Origin of the sequence: Salipaludibacillus sp. CF4.18 (assembly GCF_051262595.1) — a bacterium.
In the GTDB taxonomy this organism is placed as follows: Bacteria; Bacillota; Bacilli; order Bacillales; family Salisediminibacteriaceae; genus Salipaludibacillus; species Salipaludibacillus neizhouensis.
On record NZ_JBIMEV010000013.1, the window covers coordinates 82,807 to 102,234 of the forward strand.

Here is a 19,428-nt window from a genome sequence, read left to right on the forward strand (position 1 = left end):
AGGGGGAAATATTATTATGAAGAAATGGATTGGTGGATTATTTATAACAGCCGCAATGGTGTTATCTGCATGTGGCACTGAAGAAGAGGAAACTAGTTCCGGCACAGACTCAACCGAGGCTTCAGGAGGAGAAGTAAACATTGGTTACTTCCCGAACCTTGATCATGCTGCCGCTATTGTTGGGAAAGAAAAAGGATATTTTGAAGATGAAATGGAGAATCAGGATCTAGAATTTATGAATTTTCCAAACGGAAATGATTTTGTTGAAGCACTTGATACAGGAGTCATCGATTTAGGTTACGTCGGTCCAGGTCCTGCAATTAATTACTACCTAACTGGAGGAGATGTTGTTGTAATAGGCTCAGCTGCAAATGGGGCAACTTTAATTGTTTCCCGGGAGGATTCAGGGATTCACAGCTTAGAAGATTTTGCTGGCAGTTCTTTTTGTACTCCAGGTAATGGTTGTACTCACAACGTCCAATTAGAAATTATGCTTCAAGAAATTGGTTTGAAATCAAACAGACGAGGCGGGGAAGTAGAACACCAATCCCGTGTTAATCCTGCTAGCATGGTAGCTATGTTTGAACAAGGTCAAATTGACGCTGCTGCAGCACCTGAACCATGGGGAACACTGTTAGTAGAAGAACATAATGCTAACGTAGTAACGGAATGGAACGAAGTATTTTTGGGTGAGGAGCTTGCGAGTGTTGTTATGGTAACATCAACGGAGTTCTTAGAAGAAAACCCGGAAGTAGTAGAACAAGCTTTGCAAGCTCATAAAAAATCAGTCGAATTTGCGCAAAATAATGAAGCAGAGACGTTAGAAACTGTAAATAACCTTATTTATGACTTAACACAAACAAAGCTTCCAGAAGAGGTTTTAGAAAAAGCGTGGCAGCGAATGGAAATTACTACAGAAACTCATGCTGAAGCGTTGCAAGCATGGGCTGATGCATCTTACGAGTTAGAATTCATGGATGAAGACCCAAATCTGGATGGATTTGTAGATACTTCTATGCTAGATAAAATATTAGAAGAAGAATAACACAAACGTTTATCTAGGAAAAGAGTAAAAGGGCTGTTTGGAGCGTTCATTCCAAACAGCCTTTTTTATTTAGGTATCATTGAAAGTTGAAGAAGGATGTTTTCTAGAAATTTTTTCTTTAAAGAGACATGATATTCCCCAAATACTCTAGGAAGACTTTCTCTGAGCCAGGCTTTTCTTCCGGCGAATCTCAGAGAAGTCAATCGAATTAAACCGCTAACCTAGGAAAAGTGAACAACTATCTTATTTTTCTATCGGTATCAAAATCATTTTGGTTGGCGATTCTAGCTTTGTTATTAATTTAGTCGACAAATGTGGTATGATTATTTCAAATAACCAAATAATTCTTGGAGGAATTTTCATGACCACTAATAGAGAAGTATCAAAAATGAAAATCTTCACCCTAAATTCAAATGCCGATTTGGCACATGAAATCACTGATAAAATCGGAGTAAAAATGGGCAAAAGTATCATTAAAAGGTTCAGCGACGGAGAAGTCCAAATGAATATAGAGGAGACCATCCGTGGCTGCGATACATACCTCGTTCAATCCACATCCGAGCCCGGGAATGAATATCTAATGGAACTTCTCATTATGATTGACGCCTTGAAACGAGCATCAGCTAAAACAATTAATATAGTTATGCCTTATTACGGATATGCTCGTCAGGATCGAAAGGCACGATCAAGAGAACCAATTACAGCAAAACTAATTGCCAATTTATTAGAGGCAGCTGGTGCGTCCAGAGTTATCTCGGTTGATCTTCATGCTCCACAAGTACAAGGGTTTTTCAATATTCCAGTGGACCAGTTAAATGCTAACGCTATAATGTCCAACTATTTTCTTGAAAAGAAATTAGAGGATGTTGTAATCGTTGCTCCAGAAAATGCTGGTTCACTTAGAGCAAGACGGCTCGCAAACAAGTTAGATGCACCTATAGCATTTATAGATAAACAAAGAGGTGTCGATGATCCGTCTGTCCAAGGTTTAAATATTATTGGAGAAATTGAGGGGAAAACGGCAATAATTATTGACGATATTATTGATACAGCCAGAACTATCACTGCCGGAGCTTCAGCATTAATGCAGTTCGGCGCAAAAGAAGTTTATGCATGTTCTACTCATGGAGTTTTATCTGAACCAGCGGTTGATCGAATTCAAGCATCTCCTTTAAAAGAAGTTGTCATTACCAATTCGATATACCAGAGTGAAGAAAAACGTACTAATAAAATAACAACCTTATCTATAGGCTCATTGCTAGCTGAGGGCATCATGAGGGTTCATCATGATGAATCTGTCAGTACCTTATTTGACTAAAACATGAACAATTTACATGTTATAGATCTAATTTTAAGAAGGTTGTTTCGTCATAAAAACTGACGAATCGACCTTTTCTTTTTGCTTGAAAATCCGCTTGTACTAACTGGTGGAAAAGTATAAATAATCAGAATACATCAACTGAATTGTGTTTTTATTCAGTTTTCATTAGCTCTAATTTAAGTTTTTATGTTATAATTACAGAAATGTCGCAAAAATAGCTTGTTATATATTCTGTCGACATCAAATTTGATCACCATTAAGAGGAGGGACGTTATCATGGCTCGAGACAATTATCCTGTTGCACAGGGTTTATATGATCCATCCCAAGAACATGAGGCTTGTGGAATTGGAATAATCGCCAATATTGACGGTAGAAAATCTCATGATATCGTTCAAAACGCAATTACAATACTTTGTAATTTAGAGCACCGAGGTGGCCAGTCAGCAGACACAAGTACTGGTGATGGTGCTGGAATCTTGACTCAAATCCCGCATAGATTCTTTGTGAAGCAATGTGACAAAGAAGACTTTGATCTCCCGCAAGAAGGCGAGTATGGGATAGGAATGATTTTTCTTCCTTATGACTATGATGCACGTAAAAAAGCAAAACAACTTTTCGAAAAAATTATTATTGAAGAAGGACAAAAGGTTTTAGGCTGGCGTACAGTTCCTGTAAATGATGCATTCGTTGGTCATGTTGCCAAAAAATCAAAACCTTTCATTCGCCAAGTATTTATTGCTCCTTCCGAGGACATGAAAGATCAACTTGCTTTTGAAAGAAAATTGTATGTCATTCGCAAACGTACGAAAACAGAAATCTCAAAATTTGAAGAATTTGATGACTTTTACATTAGCAGTTTGTCTACAAGAACAATCACGTACAAAGGTATGTTAATACCTGAACAATTGGATTCTTTTTACATTGACTTAAACCATCCTGATTTTAAATCAGCATTGGCGTTCGTTCACTCTAGATTCAGTACAAATACATTTCCTAGTTGGAAAAGGTCACATCCAAACAGATATTCCATCCATAATGGGGAATTTAATACCCTTCGAGGAAACGTTAACTGGATGAGGGCGAGAGAACAACTTTGCAGTTCAGAGTATTTTAGTGGGGAAGACCTTCAAAAAATATTACCTGTTATTGATACTAACGGCAGTGATTCTTCCATGTTTGATAATGCATTTGAGTTTCTCCATCTGTCTGGACGTTCATTGGCGCACACCGCTATGATGATGGTCCCTGAGCCTTGGTCAAATGATAAAAACATTCACCAAGAGAAAAAAGATTTCTATGAGTATCACAGTACACTTATGGAACCTTGGGATGGACCAGCTGCATTAGCTTTTACAGATGGGAAGCAAATTGCCGCTTGTCTAGACCGCAATGGACTTCGACCTGCAAGATATTATGTTACTAAAAGTGGTCAAATCGTTTTAGGTTCTGAGGTTGGAGCTCTAGATATTTTCGCCGATGACATTGTTTATAAAGAACGACTTCATCCGGGCAAAATGCTGCTTGTTGATTTAGAAAAAGGGAAAATTATCCCTGATGAGGAAATCAAATTACAAATAGCCAGAGAAGAGCCGTATGGCGAATGGTTGAAGGATAACTTAAAAGATCTTGAAGATTTACCACAGCCTTCTTTGAAGGAAAGACCAGTAGTCGAGGACTTAGTTAATCAACAGTTAGCCTTTGGTTATACAACGGAAGAACTTAATAAAATTATTAAACCGCTGGTAACCGATGGAAAAGATCCAGTTGGTTCAATGGGATATGATTCACCAATAGCTGTTTTATCTAAAAAACCACAACTTCTATATAATTACTTTAAACAACTATTTGCACAAGTAACGAATCCGCCTATTGATGCAATTCGTGAAAAAATTGTAACTAGTATAGGAACAACAATTGGTGCTGAAGCAAATCTTGTTAAGCCTACTGCTGAGAGCTGTAAGCATATTAGATTAAACTCACCTGTTTTGTCAAATAAGCAATTGGAAACATTAAGACAGCAAAATCTTGATGGTTTCAAAACTTCCACACTATCCATTCTATTTAATGCTAAAAAGGATTCCTCTGAAATGGAAAAAGCCTTAGAGGAGTTATTTGTCCAAGCTGATACAGTAATAGAAAACGGAAGTACATTATTGATTTTATCAGATAGAGGTGTAGATGCTGAGAATGCAGCAATCCCGGCTTTATTAGCAGTGTCTGGATTACATCATCATCTCATTAGACAAGGATCCAGAACTCGTGTCAGTATTCTATTAGAATCTGCTGAGCCTAGAGAAGTTCATCATTTTGCAAGTCTTCTTGGTTATGGTGCTGAAGGAATTAATCCGTATCTAACCTATGAAACTATCCATGATTTAATACTTAAAGATGACCTAAAGGTAGATACGTTGGAAGAAGCTGTCGATCAATATATTAAATCCGTTACAGACGGCATTGTTAAGATACTTTCAAAAATGGGTATTTCCACCATCCAAAGTTATCGTGGTGCTCAAATTTTTGAAGCAATTGGTATTCATAACGATGTTATTGACAGGTACTTTACTCGAACTTCTTCAAGACTTGGAGGAATCGGTTTAGAGACGATTGAAGAGGAAGTATTACTTCGCCATCACATCGCTTTCGGGGATCACCGTGGAAATAATAAATCTTTGGATGCCGGAGACGAGTTTCAGTACCGAGGAAAAGGTGAAGATCATCAGTATAATCCAAAAACCATTCACCTCCTGCAACATGCTTGTCGCTCAAACAGTTATGACGCATTCAAACAATATACTAAATTATTAACGGACGAAAAGAGCAACTTACAGTCAATTCGGGGATTATTAGCTTTTAAGAAAACATCATCGATTCCAATTGATGAAGTAGAGTCCATTGAAGAAATCTGTAAGAGATTCAAGACTGGTGCAATGTCTTACGGTTCTATTAGTAAAGAGGCTCATGAAGCACTTGCGATTGCAATGAATCGTATCGGCGGAAAAAGTAATACAGGAGAAGGTGGCGAAGATATTGATCGCTTTACTCCTGATGAAAATGGCGATTCCAGAAGAAGCTCTATTAAACAAGTGGCATCTGGTAGATTTGGAGTAGACAGTCATTATTTAGTGAATGCCGATGAGATCCAAATTAAAATTGCCCAGGGTGCAAAACCTGGAGAAGGCGGTCATTTGCCTGGTAAAAAAGTTTATCCATGGATTGCCGACGTGCGTGGATCTACTCCTGGAGTAGAATTAATTTCACCACCACCTCACCATGATATATATTCTATTGAGGATTTAGCTGAACTGATCCACAATCTAAAAAATGCTAATCCTAGAGCAAGAATAAGTGTTAAGTTAGTTTCTGCCGTAGGCGTCGGAACAATTGCTGCAGGGGTTGCAAAAGGAAGAGCTGACCATGTCCTTATTAGTGGATACGATGGCGGTACTGGTGCAGCACCTCGCACAAGTTTGAAGCATACTGGAATGCCTTGGGAAATCGGTTTGGCCGAAACACACCAGACCTTATTATTAAATAGATTAAGAGATCGTATTACTGTTGAAGCTGATGGAAAAATGATGACAGGAAGAGATGTCGTCATAGCAACACTATTAGGAGCTGAGGAATATGGTTTCTCAACTGCACCATTAGTAGTCTTAGGCTGTGTCATGATGCGCGTTTGTCATTTAGATACATGTCCTGTTGGAATAGCAACTCAGAATCCAGAGTTACGCGCTAAATTCACTGGTGATGCAGATGCGGTTGCTAATTTCATGCTATTTATCGCTCAAGAAGTTAGGGAATTAATGGCTGAGCTCGGTTTTAGGACGATCAATGAAATGGTCGGTAGAACGGATGTTTTAGAGACGAATCAAGCAGTTGACCATTGGAAGTCCAAAGGCATTGATTTGTCATCTCTTTTATACCAGCCGGATGTACCTGCTTCTGTTAGTAGATATGCAACTGTCAAACAAGATCATGGTTTAGAAAGATCACTTGATATGTTGGAATTAATACCTCTTTGTAAAGAGGCCATTGAAACAGGAGAACCAATTAAAGCTACTGCTTCTATTCGAAATATAAACCGTGTTACCGGAACTATTCTAGGTAGTGAGGTTACTAGAAGACATGGTAAAGATGGTTTACCCGAAGATACGATTCGACTAACATTTAAAGGATCTGCCGGACAAAGTTTTGGCGCATTTATTCCAAAAGGAATGACGTTAAAATTAGTTGGAGATGCAAACGACTATGTAGGTAAAGGCTTATCTGGCGGTAAAATATACGCTAGACCATCTCGAAAAACAACATTTGTTGCCTCTGAAAATATCATAATTGGAAATGTTGCATTTTATGGTGCATCAGCAGGAGAAGCATATATAAACGGAATCGCCGGAGAACGTTTCTGTGTTAGAAACAGTGGAGCAGAAGTTGTCGTTGAAGGTGTTGGAGATCACGGCTGTGAATATATGACTGGCGGTAAAGTTGTTATCCTAGGGTCAACAGGTAGAAACTTTGCAGCTGGTATGTCAGGCGGAGTAGCTTATGTATTGAATGATAGTCCTGAACCATTTGAAACAAAATGTAATGCAGAACTCGTTCATTTACAATCCTTAACAGATCCAGAGGAAATTGCTGAATTACGTGTGATGATGGAAAAACATGTTGAACACACGTTAAGTTTAAAAGGAACAAAATTACTGGAAGACTGGGACAATACTGTGAAAAAGTTCGTTCGAGTGGTACCTAAACAATATTTAGAAATCCAAACGAAAATTGCACAGTATAAAAAAGATGGATTGAGTCAATTCGATGCAGAAATGAAAGCATTTGAAGATAGTAAAATAAAAGTTGAAGCACTAAAATAAAAAAGAATGGAGGGGATACGATGGGAAAGATAACCGGGTTTATGGAATATGACCGTCAAGCACAACGAGAGCGTGACCCTTCCAAAAGAACGAAGGATTGGTTTGACTATACAATTCCACTGACTGTAGAAGAAGTACAACAACAGGGAGCTCGCTGCATGGATTGCGGCGTGCCAACCTGTCACACTGGCATGGAAATTGACGGAGTAACTACGGGTTGTCCTGTGTATCACCTTATTCCTGAGTGGAATGATCTTGTATACAAAGGGCAGTGGAAAGAAGCATTAAATAAAGAGCATGAAATGAATAACTTCCCTGAATTTACTGGTTTTGCATGTCCCGCACCTTGTGAGGGAGCATGTGTTCTAGGAATTAATGAGCCACCAGTGGCGATCCGAACAGTGGAAAGATCCATCATTGAAAAGGGATTTGATGAAGGTTGGGTAGTACCCGAACCTCCTGAGTCAAGAACCGGTAAAAAGGTTGCTGTTATAGGATCAGGTCCTGCCGGTTTAGCGGCTGCAGCGCAGCTAAATAAAGCAGGACATACTGTAACTGTTTTTGAGCGTAGCGACCGAATCGGTGGTTTACTAACTTATGGTATTCCTGAAATGAAACTGCCGTATGATGTCGTTCAACGACGAGTGAATATCCTTGAACAAGAAGGAATCACGTTTGTTACAAATACAGAAGTAGGTAAAGATTATACCGTTGAAGAGCTTGAAACTAATTTCGATAGCAGTATTCTTTGTGGTGGAGCAACAATTCACCGCGATGTAGAAGTAGAAGGCAGAGAATTGAAAGGTGTTCATTATGCAATGGATTTCCTTCATGCCAATACTAAAAGTCTTTTAGATTCTGAATTGGAAGACGGAAACTTTATTACTGCTAAAGATAAAAATGTTATTGTGATTGGAGGAGGAGACACAGGAACTGACTGTATTTCCACTTCTGTAAGACACGATTGCAAAAGCTTAACTCAATTTGATATTTATGATAAAAAAGTATCTGAACGTAATATGGATGTTAATCCATGGCCACAATGGCCAGTCATTCACCGAATTGAATATGGTCAAAAAGAAGCTGCAGCTGTGTTTGGTGATGATCCAAGAGCTTATGCAGTTCAGACTACTAAATTCGTTGGTGATGAGAATGGACATGTTAAAGAAGTCCACACCATTAACGTAGAGCTAACTTTTGATGAAAAAGGTGCCCGCTTGCGTAAACCGATTCCAGGAACGGAAAAAGTATGGCCGGCAGATTTAGTATTGCTTGCAATTGGTTTTAAGGGTCCTGAACAAGGCCTTCTATCTAAATTAGGTATTAAAACAAAAGCAAATTCTACTGTAGATGCTGAGTATGGAAAATATACGACTAATAAAGAAGGTATTTTCGCAGCCGGAGACATGCGTCGCGGTCAGAGTTTAATTGTATGGGCAATTAATGAAGGAAGAGAAGTTGCCAGGGAATGTGATCGATTCTTGATGGGAACAACGACTTTGCCTTAACCTTAAAAAAGAGTAATGTAAGAAGACCACTGTCTATGTTTAACAGTGGTCTTCTTGTTATATAGGCTATAAAACTAGTAAAACAGAAAGAAGTGTTAAATTTGAGTCTATTAAATAAGAATGTGAAACTTATTGCTTTAGATATGGACGGAACAGTGTTAAATAATGACCTTGAAATCTCAATAAAGAATCAACAAGTTATCGCCGAAGTATTAAATAGAGGAATTCCAGTTGTTTTAAGTACTGGCCGAACAATCATGACTTGCCGTCCGTTTTCAGATTTATTAAACCTGACCTCTTATTTAATTACCGTGAATGGCAGTGAAATCTGGCATACATCAGGAGATCTGATAGAACGTACGACTTTTACGTTAGAGCAAATAGAGATGTTAACATCTCTTAGAAATAAATATAGAACAAAATATTGGTCAACAAGTATTAATCATATATATCGGAATGAAATACCCGAGGAGCTTGCTTTACATGATTGGTTGAAATTTGGGTTTGATGTGGACGACGATCGTATAAGAGAAAAAATAATGACGATTTTAACACAAAACCAAACTTTTGAAATAACAAATTCAAGTTTAACGAATATCGAAGTGAATCCAGCTGGGGTTAACAAGGCAAATGCTTTGAAGAAAATATGTAAAGAGTTAGGTATTCAAATGGATAATGTTATGGCTATGGGAGATAGTCTTAATGACTTAGCCATGATAAAAGAGGCTGGAATTGCGATGGGGAACGCTCAAGAGGCTGTAAAGAATGTAGCTGACTGGACAACGGTTAAAAATACAGATGATGGCGTTGCAGTTGCTATCACTAAATTCGTCCTTCAATAAGTTTGGTTTTTGCTCTGAAAGAACAAGGTAATTCAAATTCTTTGCAGGCTTTCGATCTAGGCAAGCCGCCAGAGCTTTAGTTCCGCTCCAGGAGTCTCGTAGATCGTTCACGGAAAGCGAGTAGTCACGGATAACTTAAAATATATTTGCTGTTCAAAAGACAATTTCTATTATTCGTTTGACTGGATCGAAGCCAAACCAAATTAAACTGCCCATGATAAAAAAGACTGTGCCTTGAGCTAGAAAAATAAACCCCCAAAAGCTAGCTGGTAAAAACGTTGATTTTGCTAACATTGTCGTATCTCCTGCTTGATCGCGTTGTTTCACACTTAAGACGAAAATGATCCAGCATGTAATAAAAGCTTGGACTAAAAGAGATAAACCAATAATATCTAGCACGATCTCATACCAATACATATATTCATTATAATAAAGAAAAGATAATCCAAGTATCACAGTTAAAACCCATATCCAGCCAACTAGGTTTCTGACCCAAAAAAACAAATTGTATGCTAGCAATAAAAAAATAACCATCCCCACATAGAGGAAAAGATCCATCGATAAGGCATATAAATAGGCCACACTAAATACAGAGGCTAACGGGTATCCAGCTGCATAAGTAAGAACACGGCCAAACCAACTTCTATGACGGAATTCAGCAAGACCAGAAGTATTCCTGAAAATAGATATTGCGACAACTTGTCCACCAGTTAACGTAGCTACAAGTGCGTGTGCACTCTCATGAACCATCGTATTGAACATCGAAATATAAGGACCAATAATCGGCACAAATGAAATCGTTGCTATAACAGAAAAAAATAAAATATACTCCAACATAAAACATAACTCCACTCTTTTAAGCATTTCCTTGTTATTATAACAGAGAAAACAATCTATACCCTTAAAAATAATCGTCATAGTTTCCTATAGCATATTTCTTTAGATAAGATTTAGGCTTGCCACAATAATGTAGACAAGTTTTCTTCTCCTTTGAATAGGCTCTTATAAAGGGAGGCTATGAAATGAAAATATTTGTCACTAAAAAAATCTATGTTATTTCTGGACTAATCTGTTTGGCCATTGTGTTAGGATGTTATTTAACTTTCATGAACGCCCAAGGAAGAGCAGACAACGAGGGTGTACCTCACACAAATGAAAAAATGCAGATAAATCTTGTTACTGGTGAATTCAAATCTGAGACAGAAGATGGCGAAGAAATTGAAACGTATCGATGGGATCCTGGACACATTCATTTGCCGAAGGGGGAGCCCATAACGTTAAGCATTTATGGAGTCAATGGAATGGAACACCCTTTTGTCATTGAAGGTACAGATATCAAGGGCACAGTCAAAAAGGGCGAAGAAACTTTATTGAATCTTCAATTTAACGAGGAAGGAACTTACCGGTTAGTTTGTACCTCCCATTCTTCGATTGAAAATAATGGACCTATGGTTGCTTACCTTGAAGTGAAATAAGAGCATTGAAGGTGTCTGGTAAGGTATTTTCACCTTTCCAGACACCTTCTTTAACTCAGTTAGAGCCAAACAAACGTTCCATTTGTTGTTCACGCTCTTTTTTTTCCAGATCTGTCGCCAAGTCATATTTTTTTAATAGGTGGAATGACACATTTAATGTTTCTTGCGTCAAATTTTTCTCGAGAAATGTATGCCATTCTTGAACGACTTCATTTGGTAAAAAACTACTCTGATCTTTTAGTTTCTGCGTGACATCTTCCAACGAATGGTCTAATTTACATTCACCCATTCATCATCACCTCCGATTTAGTTATTATCAATAGTATGGAGGAAAGATGTTGAAAAAGGAAGAGTTTCGGGTATAGTAATAGAAAGATCTTTTTAATTTTATTTTCCTTAAAATCAAGGGGGTGTTGTAATAGTGAATAGTCAAGCTAGATTAGATGCTTTTCTAGTTGCTTTTAATGATAAAGAGGATTATGTCCAAGGACACAATATCGGACGTGATATGTTGTTAAATGGGGAGAACAGAAAACTAGCAAAATTATTTGCTAGCTTATCAGGATTAGCCGAACAATTCTCAAAAGGTAAAAAGCAAGGCTTCCTAAAATTTGAAAAAATGGCCTTAAAACAGTTAGAGGAAATGCCTGAGCATCCTTTCGATGAGAAAGATTTACTTAGACAGATTAATGATCTTAACACTCTTTGTGTAAGTTCAAAGAACCAAACCGTACCACTCAAATTAAGAGTAAAATAATACTATGGAGAAGAAAGGAGAAACCATGATTACACGATATTTTACAATAAAAGAAGCGAATGAACTTTTACCTACTATCATAAAAGAAATTAACGAGCTTAAAATGCTGCAACAAGATTTTGAATCAAAATTAAAAAAACTGGAAAGAGTCAAACATTCTATGCAGCTTGAGGTACGAAATGATACTGACAGTCTTTTTAAAATGGAAAGTGAAATAGAATTTATTGAGATGCAAGTCCAATTACATGTCAATAATGTCCAGTTAACCGGAGCACAACTAAAAGGAATAGAAACTGCCCTAGTGGATTTCCCGGCAATCCATAACGATGAAGAGATTCTCCTATGTTGGAAGGAAGGTGAGTCGCATATTGCGTATTATCACAGTTTACAGGATGGATACTCGGGTAGAAAACCATTAGAATAACAAAAACAATTTCGATTATCTAAACGTATATGTAAAAGGGAGAAAATTATGAATTTAAGTATATTAGATCAATCGCCAGTTTCATCAGGTTCTACCGCTTCAGGTGCTCTTCAAGCATCGATGCTACTTGCTCAGGAAGGAGAAAAGCTTGGTTATAAACGGTACTGGATCGCCGAGCATCACAATTATCCTGCCCTTGCAACCTCTTCTCCTGAGGTGATGTTAGGTTACATTGGTGCTAATACGTCATCCATTAGAATTGGAGCAGGAGCGATTTTACTTCCACATTACAAGCCTTATAAAGTTGCTGAAACTTTCCATTTACTAGCTACACTATTTCCGGGAAGAGTGGATTTAGGAATTGGCAGGTCACCTGGTGGATCAGCAGAAGCAATGATCGCACTATCAGGCAACTTTCTAGAAAATGTCCGAAAAACCCCCCAACTAGTGGAAGAGCTTCTTTACTTCATAAATCGGAATTTTCCTAATGATCATCAGTTTGCCCAATTAAATGCTCTACCAATACCTGATGTCAATCCGGAAACTTGGCTTCTTGGTACAAGTGGAAAGAGTGCTAATCTAGCTGCTGAGAAAGGTCTTTTCTATGCATTTGGGTATTTTATGACCGAAAAAAATGGCCCAAGTATTGTCCAACAGTATCGACAGCATTTTAGAGTAAATAGTTCCGGGCAACCATCACAAGTAATTGTTGCTGTTTCGGTTATATGTGCAGAAACGGAAGAAGAAGCTAATCGTATAGCATTGAGTTGCTTACTTTGGAGTATTCAAGCAAGTAGAGGGGTTACCAGTGGTATCCCATCAGTAGAAGAGGCAAGAGCGTATTCGTTTAATAAGGACGAGAAAAAAATACTCGAAAACGTTCGTTCAAGAATGGTTATCGGAAATGTGAGGAATGTTATAGAGCAACTGCAGAATTTACAATCAACTTACAAGGCTGATGAAATCATGATTGTAACGATTACACATAGTTATAAGGATAGACTTAAATCCTATGAGCTTATAGCTGAAGAACTTGCTCTTTACATAAAGTAATCTCTTCGTTCTAATTTATACGTAAATTCTCTTCATCATATTTTAAATAAACAATGTGTTTAATAAGAGGGAAGGAGAGTTCGTAATGTATGTTCAATGAAATATTTAGCAATATTCATGAGAGTTTTTCCATTTATGGTTCTATGTATTTAAGAATATTAATCAGTGGAATTATTGGTTTTTTAATTGGATTGGACAGATCTTCCAAACAAAAACCTGCCGGGGTAAAAACATATATGTATGTAAGTATAGCTTGCACTCTTATTACTCTAGTTTCAATATATAGTGTAGATAAATTCAGTCAGCCTGACATGGGAACAATGATGGACCCAATGCGTCTAGCGGCTCAAATTGTTACTGGTTTAGGCTTCCTTGGTGCCGGTGTTATTCTGAAGACTGGTTTACATGTCAAAGGTTTAACTTCGGCAGCTATGATTCTCTTTGCAGGAGGTGTAGGGATAGGGATTGGTGCTGGATTTTATGAAATCGTGTTTTTTGCTGTATTCGTAAGTTTTATTCTAGCCCGATTCGGAAATTGGCTTGAAAAATCAAAATGGCTAAGTGAAAAGGATGTGAATGATTAAATAAGAAATAGGAGCCGAAAGAAGTTAGACTTCATTTCGGCTCCAAATAGCCTAGCAGTTATCTTGGTTGTTATTAGCTGCTTGGTTGCTCTTATTGTTTTGATTTAAGAGTTCCTCACTAAATTCTACGTTTGCATTGTCTACGTTTAATTCGTTGTTGCGATTGTTTTTAGCATTTGCTGCGTTTTTAGCATTATTGTTGGCGTTATTAGCATTGTTGTTGCTTGCATTGTTGCTTGCATTGTTGTTTGCATTGTTGTTTGACATCTTATATCACCTCCCGAGAATTATTTTCTCCCCCAAATAGTTTTTAATACAAAAATTTAAGTAAAAGAAATAATCATTTCTGGAAAATGAACGATTCAATGAATTACATAATGATTTGAACTAATAGGGCAGTAAGAAATCCTAAGGTTGCCCCAACTATAATATCAGAAGGGTAATGAAGTCCTAAGGCTACTCTAGAAACACCTACAAGTAAACCAATTATAAGAAGAAATGGTATAAAAACGGGAGCATAAATCATGATAGGGGTAGTGAAAGAAAAAATCGCAGTCGTGTGACCGGACGGAAAAGACGAGTCTTTTAGAGGATTTGCAGCAACAATAGAACACTTGTTAGTAAGGTAAGGTCTTTGTCGTGAGAATTGTTTTTTTATCAGATACACCGTTGTATGACTAACGAGTAACGCCACAGCAGACTGAAAAGCAATAATTTGCCATGCTTCTTGTGCAAATAGCAGAAACAGGCATGCTAATGATACTGTGCAAATGCCCCCTCCTAAATGGGTAACCAATGTCATTCCTTTATGGTACATTGAATGAGATTGATTCATCATCCGAAACAGAACAAGATCTGTGTGAATAATCCACTCCCTTGATCTTATCACGTGTCAAACCTCCTTTTAATTTAACCAGTATTATGTTCATCTTAAGCATATAGAAATTAGTTTAAGATAATATAATATTCATATGAAGGTTTTACAAAGATTGTATAAACGACAGAAAAAAATGTCTATGCGTTGAGTTCTCAAGAAAATAGAAGGATGGGTTCTCTTAGACACGCTTGGCGTAAAGATAGCTCTCCACCTATAAATTATCCATAAATAAAAGCTCATTTCTATAAAATGAGCCAAATGTTTAGTCTTCATCTCGAATGGAAACCCCGTGATTAGACTTATTGTTTTCGATTAAGCGATACAAATGAACCGTTAAAAGCCCACGCTGGTAAAAGGCATCCATTTTATCTCGTCTAACAGAAAAAGGAAGCTCTACAATTCGTTTAAAAGGACCTTCATAAAGTTCTTTTTGAATTAAGTGAAAACCGTTATTTTCGAGACTAGAAGTACCACTGACTTCCAGTGTTTTTTCATTGATATTCAACCGAATATCATCTAGTTTTTTTATTCCTGGCAAGAAAATGAGACAAATTAATTCATTTCCAGATTCATATACGTTTGCTTTTGGTTGATGATGATCATTACCATCAAAAATGCCATTAAAACTACTCCAAAAATCATCTTCGAAAAATTTATTAAAAGGTTTATTCCAATTTTGCGAATAATCTTCCAAAAATCTCACCTCTTTACAGGTTAATTTATTTCAGGCTTTCGCATTCACATTATTGCTCGGCCCTATATCCGAATTTGGATCTCCTTGTAACTGTCTAATATGTTTCACTCTTGATTCTGCGTCAATTACTTTAGTGGACCCGATGTGTAAAACTCCAGAGGCTGAAGCACTCGTAATATCAATTTTGTTCACATAAATCGAAGAGGAATCATTAACTCTAGTAAAATTAATATGCTCGCTAATAAGCGTTTTCGGTAAAGGGATTGTAAAAATAGGATAAGCATCAAAGTCCCCTTCGTCCCCGTAAAACCGTTCAAATTCTCGTTGTACAGCCAAGGCATTTGAACGAGGTTTGATACTCCATGAATCACCAATTTCAAAAACAGAGTTCAGGGAAACATCTGTAACATGAACCTTATTAACAACTGATGTTCTTTTAAACAATTTATCAAGCTCCTTACGACCGGGAAAGTGGAACAAACGGTCCAATAATTAATGATTCTGGTGGTGTATCAAAAACAGAAGATAATGAAATAGAGTCGGTATCTCCTACAAGAAAAACAGAGGAACTGGCAACACCAATAATTCGGACATTATCTACACTTACTTGTTTATTTACGACGGTAAAATTCATGATTATTCATTCTCCCTTCTAGGTAAATGCCTGACAAATTCTTCACATGTATTATGAATGTCTTCTTTTACTTTACTTATTGTCATGTTTTTGAGTCTTTCACTTTCTTCTGGACTTAAACTTTTTAAATCAGTTTTGCTTAAGTAGTGGTGTATTCGACTATCGATTTGTTTTTTAATATCTTCAATAATATATTGACGATAATTACTATTCAATGGCTTGTTATATTGATTTTCAATTAACTCAAGATCCCGATATGACTCTTCGTTAAGGTATTCTTGCACTTGTTCTTGAATGGTTCTGTAAAACTCCGAATTCTGTTGTGTAACGGGGGGGACATTTAAATCTTGCTGGTTAACTGAAAAGTCGTCTATACTCCCTTGACCATGACTTGGACTGAGTCCAATATTCAAAGTTCCCTCCAGTCGCTCAATTTTTAATTGATCAAATTTATAATCAATCCTCTCAACTCGTGAAACATGATTATCTTTTAAAGTCGCCATCTCATTTTTGAGTTGCTCATTGTCTGCCTCAAGCTTCGTAATCCTTTCATATTGGGAGTTCAAATGCCAATACAATTGTTGGATTTGCTGTAAGACATCTGGGTTATTATAATACATACAACCTCCTCCTAAAATTATTATTACTAAAATTTAACCAGTAGGAGGAGCAAGAGGCACGAGCGGTGTTACCTCAGGTGTTTCCTGAGAGGTTTCAGCTCCAGGTGCCGGTTCAGTAAATCCTCCTGTATTATAAAGATTAGATAATGATTTAATAATTCCAGCACTACCAATTTGAAATACAGAAGAGTTCGTTATTCCATCAATTTTCAAATTGTGGATCGTTATATTTTGATTTATGTGGAAGTTCATAGTTTCCTCCTTTTAAATAACTGAACTGACATTTGAATCCGCTACATCTCTGTCATACGTATTCGTGGAACTTTGATTGTTTCTTACCCTTAAACCATCACCTGTGTTAAATGATCCGGATCCTGCAAATGTTTTAGCAGTGCTAACGGGGGCAATCGTAAATACATCACCTATATTAAACACGCCACTGCTCGAGACAGCTATTACTTTTACGGCACCTACCAAAGCTGGCATAAATAATCATCCTTTAATAAACTGTTTAACTTATAGTAGCCTATGTAAATCCGTGAAAATTGTTCATATTAATAAGTAAAAAGGAATAGTCGAGAGGGGAATCATTTTAAGAATTTATCAACGAAGAGATAAAACCAGAAGGAGATGGAGGGGAGAGTAGTAATATTACTTAGTACGGAATTTAATCGATGCGTTTATTCCTACTACCTCCTTTATTACAGCTAATGCTCATTGCTTATCTTCCAGTCTTTAAAGGAGAATTTTGTTTATGTCTATTCCCTTAAGCATTACCAGTTTGATTTTGATCTACAACATCTGGATCTGCTGTATTGTTTATGTTAATTCCGTTATTGGTCACGATAAAATCCCCCGTATTACCTGCTCCAGAACCAGAAACTGATTTTGAAGTGCTTTTTGGAGAAATATTTTGAGTATCGCCGAAGTTAATGACTCCTCCATTTGAGTTAATTTTAAAGGAACCGACAATTGAAGGCATAGAAACACCCTTTTCAATTTCTGTATTTCTATATTTTTATTCTGCCACAGAAAAATGGTTACATCTCAGCTAATAGTTGTATTATCTTTCGCTCACACCTACAATATAAATTTGAATTATGAGAACTTCTTTTAATATTTTGCGCCTTGAACATGTTAGTATTACTATACAATCACTGATTTTGGAGGTAAGGCATGAGCAATTGGTTCCCGAAACTTTATAACCCGCTTATGAAGCCATTGGAAAAAATAGGCTTCGGAAATATCCGAAAAGAACTGCTTTTAAATGCAAAGGGGCAGGTTCTGGAAATAGGTTCTGGAACAGGTTTTAATTTCTCTTATTATAAACATGCCGATAAGGTAGTAGCAGTTGAACCGGCAACGCAAATGAGGGAACAGTCCTTTATCCAGATAAAAAAAGCCTCTGTTCCAATAGAAGTAATATCAGCAAGTGGTGAAAAACTACCATTTGCTGATAATTCTTTTGATACGGTCGTAGGAACTTTGGTCCTGTGCACTATTCCTAATCCTGAGCAAGCTTTAAAAGAAATGCGAAGAGTTTGTAAACCAAATGGAAAAATCCTGCTTTTTGAACATGTCCGCTTAGAAAATAAGTTTCTCGGTTCGCTTCAAGATTGGTTGACCCCTTTTTGGAAACATATATGTGACGGGTGTCATCTAAATCGAAATACACTTCAATTAATCGAACAAACAGGACTTCAAGTCGATATGATAGAAAAACATTATAAGAAAATCTTTCTTGTTATGGAAGCTTCAATAAAAAGTAATAACCCTGAAAGGCGGTCCGAGATTGAAAACATCTAGAAAAAAGTTTGTCACTATAGGTGCAGCGTTAACTTCTATTGTTTGTTTTTCTTATGAGCAAAACAATCGCATTTCAAGCAGTGAAATTACTATTAAGTCAGAGAAGCTTCCGCAAAGCTTTGATAATTTCAACATTGTTCAGCTGTCAGATTTACATAATAAATCTTTCAGAAAAAATCATAGTAAGTTAGTGAAGAAGGTGATTCATGCAAACCCTAATATCATTCTTTTTACAGGCGATTTAGTTGATAAAAGAAGTTACCGTCCAGAGATAAGTTTAATTCTTATGAAGAAATTAGTTAAAATTGCTCCAGTCTATTATGTGACTGGCAACCATGAATGGGCAACAGGACACTTTCATGAATTAGAAAATAGTTTAATCAACCTTGGTGTTCACGTGCTGAGAAACGCCTATACAGAGCTTGTCATTGGAGATGAGGTCATTCATTTACTTGGAATCGATGATCCGTCAAGCTTGGCCGAACCTATTGCAGAAAGACAATCAACTGGCGAGACATTAAGAACCCTTTTGAAAGAAATAGATAATAAGACAGGCTATAAAATATTATTATCACATCGGCCAGAGTTTCTTTCACTATACGCTCAATTTGGCATTGATTTGATATTTTCAGGACATGCTCACGGAGGCCAGTTTAGATTTCCCGTTTTAGGGGGCTTATTTGCTCCTCATCAAGGGATTTTACCTCGTTATACTTCAGGTATCAATATAGAAAAGAATTCCACATTGATTGTCAACAGGGGACTTGGTAACAGTCTTTTTCCGCAAAGAATTTTCAACAGACCGGAAATCATTGTAACAAAATTATCCGGAATGAAATAATTTAGTTTAGATTTAAATTTGTGAAAGATATAGATAAAGGGATGTTTTTTCATTTTTGACATATCCTAAAAAGACTACAAG

23 protein-coding genes are annotated in these 19,428 nt (G+C 37.0%); 12 read left to right on the forward strand and 11 right to left on the reverse strand.

Translation table 11 applies throughout. The annotated features are described in order from the left end of the window. Nucleotides 1-16 precede the first annotated feature (16 nt). From ACHABW_RS10865 to ACHABW_RS10885, 5 genes are all read left to right on the forward strand, one after another. Nucleotides 17-1,045, forward strand: coding sequence for an aliphatic sulfonate ABC transporter substrate-binding protein (locus tag ACHABW_RS10865; RefSeq protein ID WP_435755322.1), 1,029 nt, complete (start codon nt 17-19; stop codon nt 1,043-1,045). Between the two features lie 361 nt (nt 1,046-1,406). Next, nucleotides 1,407-2,363: a ribose-phosphate diphosphokinase gene (locus tag ACHABW_RS10870; RefSeq protein WP_110936081.1), complete on the forward strand. Its 957-nt coding sequence runs from the start codon at nt 1,407-1,409 to the stop codon at nt 2,361-2,363. Nucleotides 2,364-2,642: 279 nt separating this feature from the next. Then, nucleotides 2,643-7,232, forward strand: a complete 4,590-nt coding sequence (gltB, locus tag ACHABW_RS10875) for a glutamate synthase large subunit (RefSeq protein WP_435755323.1) — start codon at nt 2,643-2,645, stop codon at nt 7,230-7,232. Between the two features lie 20 nt (nt 7,233-7,252). Then, nucleotides 7,253-8,740 carry a glutamate synthase subunit beta gene (locus ACHABW_RS10880; RefSeq protein ID WP_110936083.1) on the forward strand — a complete coding sequence of 496 codons (1,488 nt, stop codon included), beginning with the start codon at nt 7,253-7,255 and terminating at the stop codon, nt 8,738-8,740. 101 nt (nt 8,741-8,841) lie between these two features. Further along, nucleotides 8,842-9,582: a Cof-type HAD-IIB family hydrolase gene (locus ACHABW_RS10885; protein WP_435755324.1), complete on the forward strand. Its 741-nt coding sequence runs from the start codon at nt 8,842-8,844 to the stop codon at nt 9,580-9,582. Nucleotides 9,583-9,735: 153 nt separating this feature from the next. Here the strand turns inward: ACHABW_RS10885 and ACHABW_RS10890 are convergent, their stop codons facing one another. Further along, nucleotides 9,736-10,419 (reverse strand): M50 family metallopeptidase, encoded by a 684-nt coding sequence (locus tag ACHABW_RS10890; protein WP_435755325.1) that lies wholly within the window; start codon nt 10,417-10,419, stop codon nt 9,736-9,738. Between the two features lie 185 nt (nt 10,420-10,604). Between ACHABW_RS10890 and ACHABW_RS10895 the strand changes: the two genes are divergently transcribed. Next, entirely contained in the window at nt 10,605-11,057 is a 453-nt protein-coding gene (locus ACHABW_RS10895) for a cupredoxin domain-containing protein (RefSeq protein ID WP_435755326.1), read from the forward strand. A 55-nt stretch (nt 11,058-11,112) separates the two neighbouring features. Here ACHABW_RS10895 and ACHABW_RS10900 read toward each other — a convergent pair whose 3' ends face one another. Beyond that, nucleotides 11,113-11,346: a hypothetical protein gene (locus ACHABW_RS10900; protein ID WP_435755327.1), complete on the reverse strand. Its 234-nt coding sequence runs from the start codon at nt 11,344-11,346 to the stop codon at nt 11,113-11,115. Between the two features lie 132 nt (nt 11,347-11,478). Here ACHABW_RS10900 and ACHABW_RS10905 point away from each other — a divergent pair, with 132 nt between their 5' ends. The 4 genes from ACHABW_RS10905 (at nt 11,479) to ACHABW_RS10920 (ending at nt 13,875) form a co-directional block, all read left to right on the forward strand. Then, entirely contained in the window at nt 11,479-11,814 is a 336-nt protein-coding gene (locus tag ACHABW_RS10905; protein WP_435755328.1) for a hypothetical protein, read from the forward strand. A 25-nt stretch (nt 11,815-11,839) separates the two neighbouring features. Continuing rightward, nucleotides 11,840-12,238, forward strand: coding sequence for a DUF2203 domain-containing protein (locus tag ACHABW_RS10910; RefSeq protein WP_183040926.1), 399 nt, complete (start codon nt 11,840-11,842; stop codon nt 12,236-12,238). A 48-nt stretch (nt 12,239-12,286) separates the two neighbouring features. After that, complete coding sequence (locus tag ACHABW_RS10915) at nt 12,287-13,291, forward strand: LLM class flavin-dependent oxidoreductase (protein WP_435755329.1); 1,005 nt, start codon at nt 12,287-12,289, stop codon at nt 13,289-13,291. 89 nt (nt 13,292-13,380) lie between these two features. Continuing rightward, entirely contained in the window at nt 13,381-13,875 is a 495-nt protein-coding gene (locus ACHABW_RS10920; RefSeq protein WP_435755330.1) for an MgtC/SapB family protein, read from the forward strand. Between the two features lie 51 nt (nt 13,876-13,926). Here the strand turns inward: ACHABW_RS10920 and ACHABW_RS10925 are convergent, their stop codons facing one another. The 9 genes from ACHABW_RS10925 to ACHABW_RS10965 all read right to left on the reverse strand — a co-directional run bounded on the left by ACHABW_RS10925 (nt 13,927) and on the right by ACHABW_RS10965 (nt 17,682). After that, a complete protein-coding gene (locus ACHABW_RS10925; RefSeq protein ID WP_435755331.1) occupies nt 13,927-14,142 on the reverse strand; it encodes a hypothetical protein in 216 nt (71 codons plus the stop codon). 103 nt (nt 14,143-14,245) lie between these two features. Next, entirely contained in the window at nt 14,246-14,764 is a 519-nt protein-coding gene (locus ACHABW_RS10930) for a phosphatase PAP2 family protein (protein WP_435755332.1), read from the reverse strand. 250 nt (nt 14,765-15,014) lie between these two features. Then, nucleotides 15,015-15,446, reverse strand: coding sequence for an Hsp20/alpha crystallin family protein (locus ACHABW_RS10935; RefSeq protein WP_435755333.1), 432 nt, complete (start codon nt 15,444-15,446; stop codon nt 15,015-15,017). Between the two features lie 30 nt (nt 15,447-15,476). Then, the gene (locus ACHABW_RS10940; RefSeq protein ID WP_435755334.1) at nt 15,477-15,890 is read right to left on the reverse strand and encodes a spore germination protein GerPE; all 414 of its coding nucleotides are present in this window, start codon (nt 15,888-15,890) and stop codon (nt 15,477-15,479) included. Nucleotides 15,891-15,903: 13 nt separating this feature from the next. After that, the gene (locus ACHABW_RS10945) at nt 15,904-16,080 is read right to left on the reverse strand and encodes a spore gernimation protein GerPD (protein ID WP_435755335.1); all 177 of its coding nucleotides are present in this window, start codon (nt 16,078-16,080) and stop codon (nt 15,904-15,906) included. 2 nt (nt 16,081-16,082) lie between these two features. Next, on the reverse strand, nt 16,083-16,700 hold the full coding sequence (gene gerPC / locus ACHABW_RS10950) for a spore germination protein GerPC (protein ID WP_435755336.1): 618 nt from the start codon (nt 16,698-16,700) through the stop codon (nt 16,083-16,085). A gap of 33 nt (nt 16,701-16,733) precedes the next feature. After that, nucleotides 16,734-16,952, reverse strand: coding sequence for a spore germination protein GerPB (locus ACHABW_RS10955; RefSeq protein WP_435755337.1), 219 nt, complete (start codon nt 16,950-16,952; stop codon nt 16,734-16,736). A gap of 12 nt (nt 16,953-16,964) precedes the next feature. After that, nucleotides 16,965-17,186 (reverse strand): spore germination protein, encoded by a 222-nt coding sequence (locus ACHABW_RS10960; RefSeq protein ID WP_110936098.1) that lies wholly within the window; start codon nt 17,184-17,186, stop codon nt 16,965-16,967. A 280-nt stretch (nt 17,187-17,466) separates the two neighbouring features. After that, nucleotides 17,467-17,682 (reverse strand): spore germination protein, encoded by a 216-nt coding sequence (locus ACHABW_RS10965; RefSeq protein WP_435755338.1) that lies wholly within the window; start codon nt 17,680-17,682, stop codon nt 17,467-17,469. A 194-nt stretch (nt 17,683-17,876) separates the two neighbouring features. On the opposite strand from ACHABW_RS10965, the gene ACHABW_RS10970 reads away from it, so the two are divergent. Both ACHABW_RS10970 and ACHABW_RS10975 read left to right on the forward strand, forming a co-directional pair. Beyond that, nucleotides 17,877-18,506 carry a class I SAM-dependent methyltransferase gene (locus ACHABW_RS10970; RefSeq protein WP_435755339.1) on the forward strand — a complete coding sequence of 210 codons (630 nt, stop codon included), beginning with the start codon at nt 17,877-17,879 and terminating at the stop codon, nt 18,504-18,506. Further along, the gene (locus ACHABW_RS10975) at nt 18,493-19,347 is read left to right on the forward strand and encodes a metallophosphoesterase (protein WP_435755340.1); all 855 of its coding nucleotides are present in this window, start codon (nt 18,493-18,495) and stop codon (nt 19,345-19,347) included. The genes ACHABW_RS10970 and ACHABW_RS10975 overlap by 14 nt, the downstream gene beginning before the upstream one ends. Nucleotides 19,348-19,428: the final 81 nt, after the last annotated feature.

Excerpts from the sequence above, each read along its gene's own strand:
- ACHABW_RS10865 (WP_435755322.1), top strand. The coding sequence starts at position 17 with ATGAAGAAATGGATTGGTGGATTATTTATAACAGCCGCAATGGTGTTA.
- ACHABW_RS10870 (WP_110936081.1), top strand. The coding sequence starts at position 1,407 with ATGACCACTAATAGAGAAGTATCAAAAATGAAAATCTTCACCCTAAAT.
- gltB (WP_435755323.1), top strand. The coding sequence starts at position 2,643 with ATGGCTCGAGACAATTATCCTGTTGCACAGGGTTTATATGATCCATCC.
- ACHABW_RS10880 (WP_110936083.1), top strand. The coding sequence starts at position 7,253 with ATGGGAAAGATAACCGGGTTTATGGAATATGACCGTCAAGCACAACGA.
- ACHABW_RS10890 (WP_435755325.1), bottom strand. The coding sequence starts at position 10,419 with ATGTTGGAGTATATTTTATTTTTTTCTGTTATAGCAACGATTTCATTT.
- ACHABW_RS10895 (WP_435755326.1), top strand. The coding sequence starts at position 10,605 with ATGAAAATATTTGTCACTAAAAAAATCTATGTTATTTCTGGACTAATC.
- ACHABW_RS10900 (WP_435755327.1), bottom strand. The coding sequence starts at position 11,346 with ATGGGTGAATGTAAATTAGACCATTCGTTGGAAGATGTCACGCAGAAA.
- ACHABW_RS10910 (WP_183040926.1), top strand. The coding sequence starts at position 11,840 with ATGATTACACGATATTTTACAATAAAAGAAGCGAATGAACTTTTACCT.
- ACHABW_RS10915 (WP_435755329.1), top strand. The coding sequence starts at position 12,287 with ATGAATTTAAGTATATTAGATCAATCGCCAGTTTCATCAGGTTCTACC.
- ACHABW_RS10920 (WP_435755330.1), top strand. The coding sequence starts at position 13,381 with ATGTTCAATGAAATATTTAGCAATATTCATGAGAGTTTTTCCATTTAT.
- ACHABW_RS10925 (WP_435755331.1), bottom strand. The coding sequence starts at position 14,142 with ATGTCAAACAACAATGCAAACAACAATGCAAGCAACAATGCAAGCAAC.
- ACHABW_RS10945 (WP_435755335.1), bottom strand. The coding sequence starts at position 16,080 with ATGAATTTTACCGTCGTAAATAAACAAGTAAGTGTAGATAATGTCCGA.
- gerPC (WP_435755336.1), bottom strand. The coding sequence starts at position 16,700 with ATGTATTATAATAACCCAGATGTCTTACAGCAAATCCAACAATTGTAT.
- ACHABW_RS10955 (WP_435755337.1), bottom strand. The coding sequence starts at position 16,952 with ATGAACTTCCACATAAATCAAAATATAACGATCCACAATTTGAAAATT.
- ACHABW_RS10960 (WP_110936098.1), bottom strand. The coding sequence starts at position 17,186 with ATGCCAGCTTTGGTAGGTGCCGTAAAAGTAATAGCTGTCTCGAGCAGT.
- ACHABW_RS10965 (WP_435755338.1), bottom strand. The coding sequence starts at position 17,682 with ATGCCTTCAATTGTCGGTTCCTTTAAAATTAACTCAAATGGAGGAGTC.
- ACHABW_RS10970 (WP_435755339.1), top strand. The coding sequence starts at position 17,877 with ATGAGCAATTGGTTCCCGAAACTTTATAACCCGCTTATGAAGCCATTG.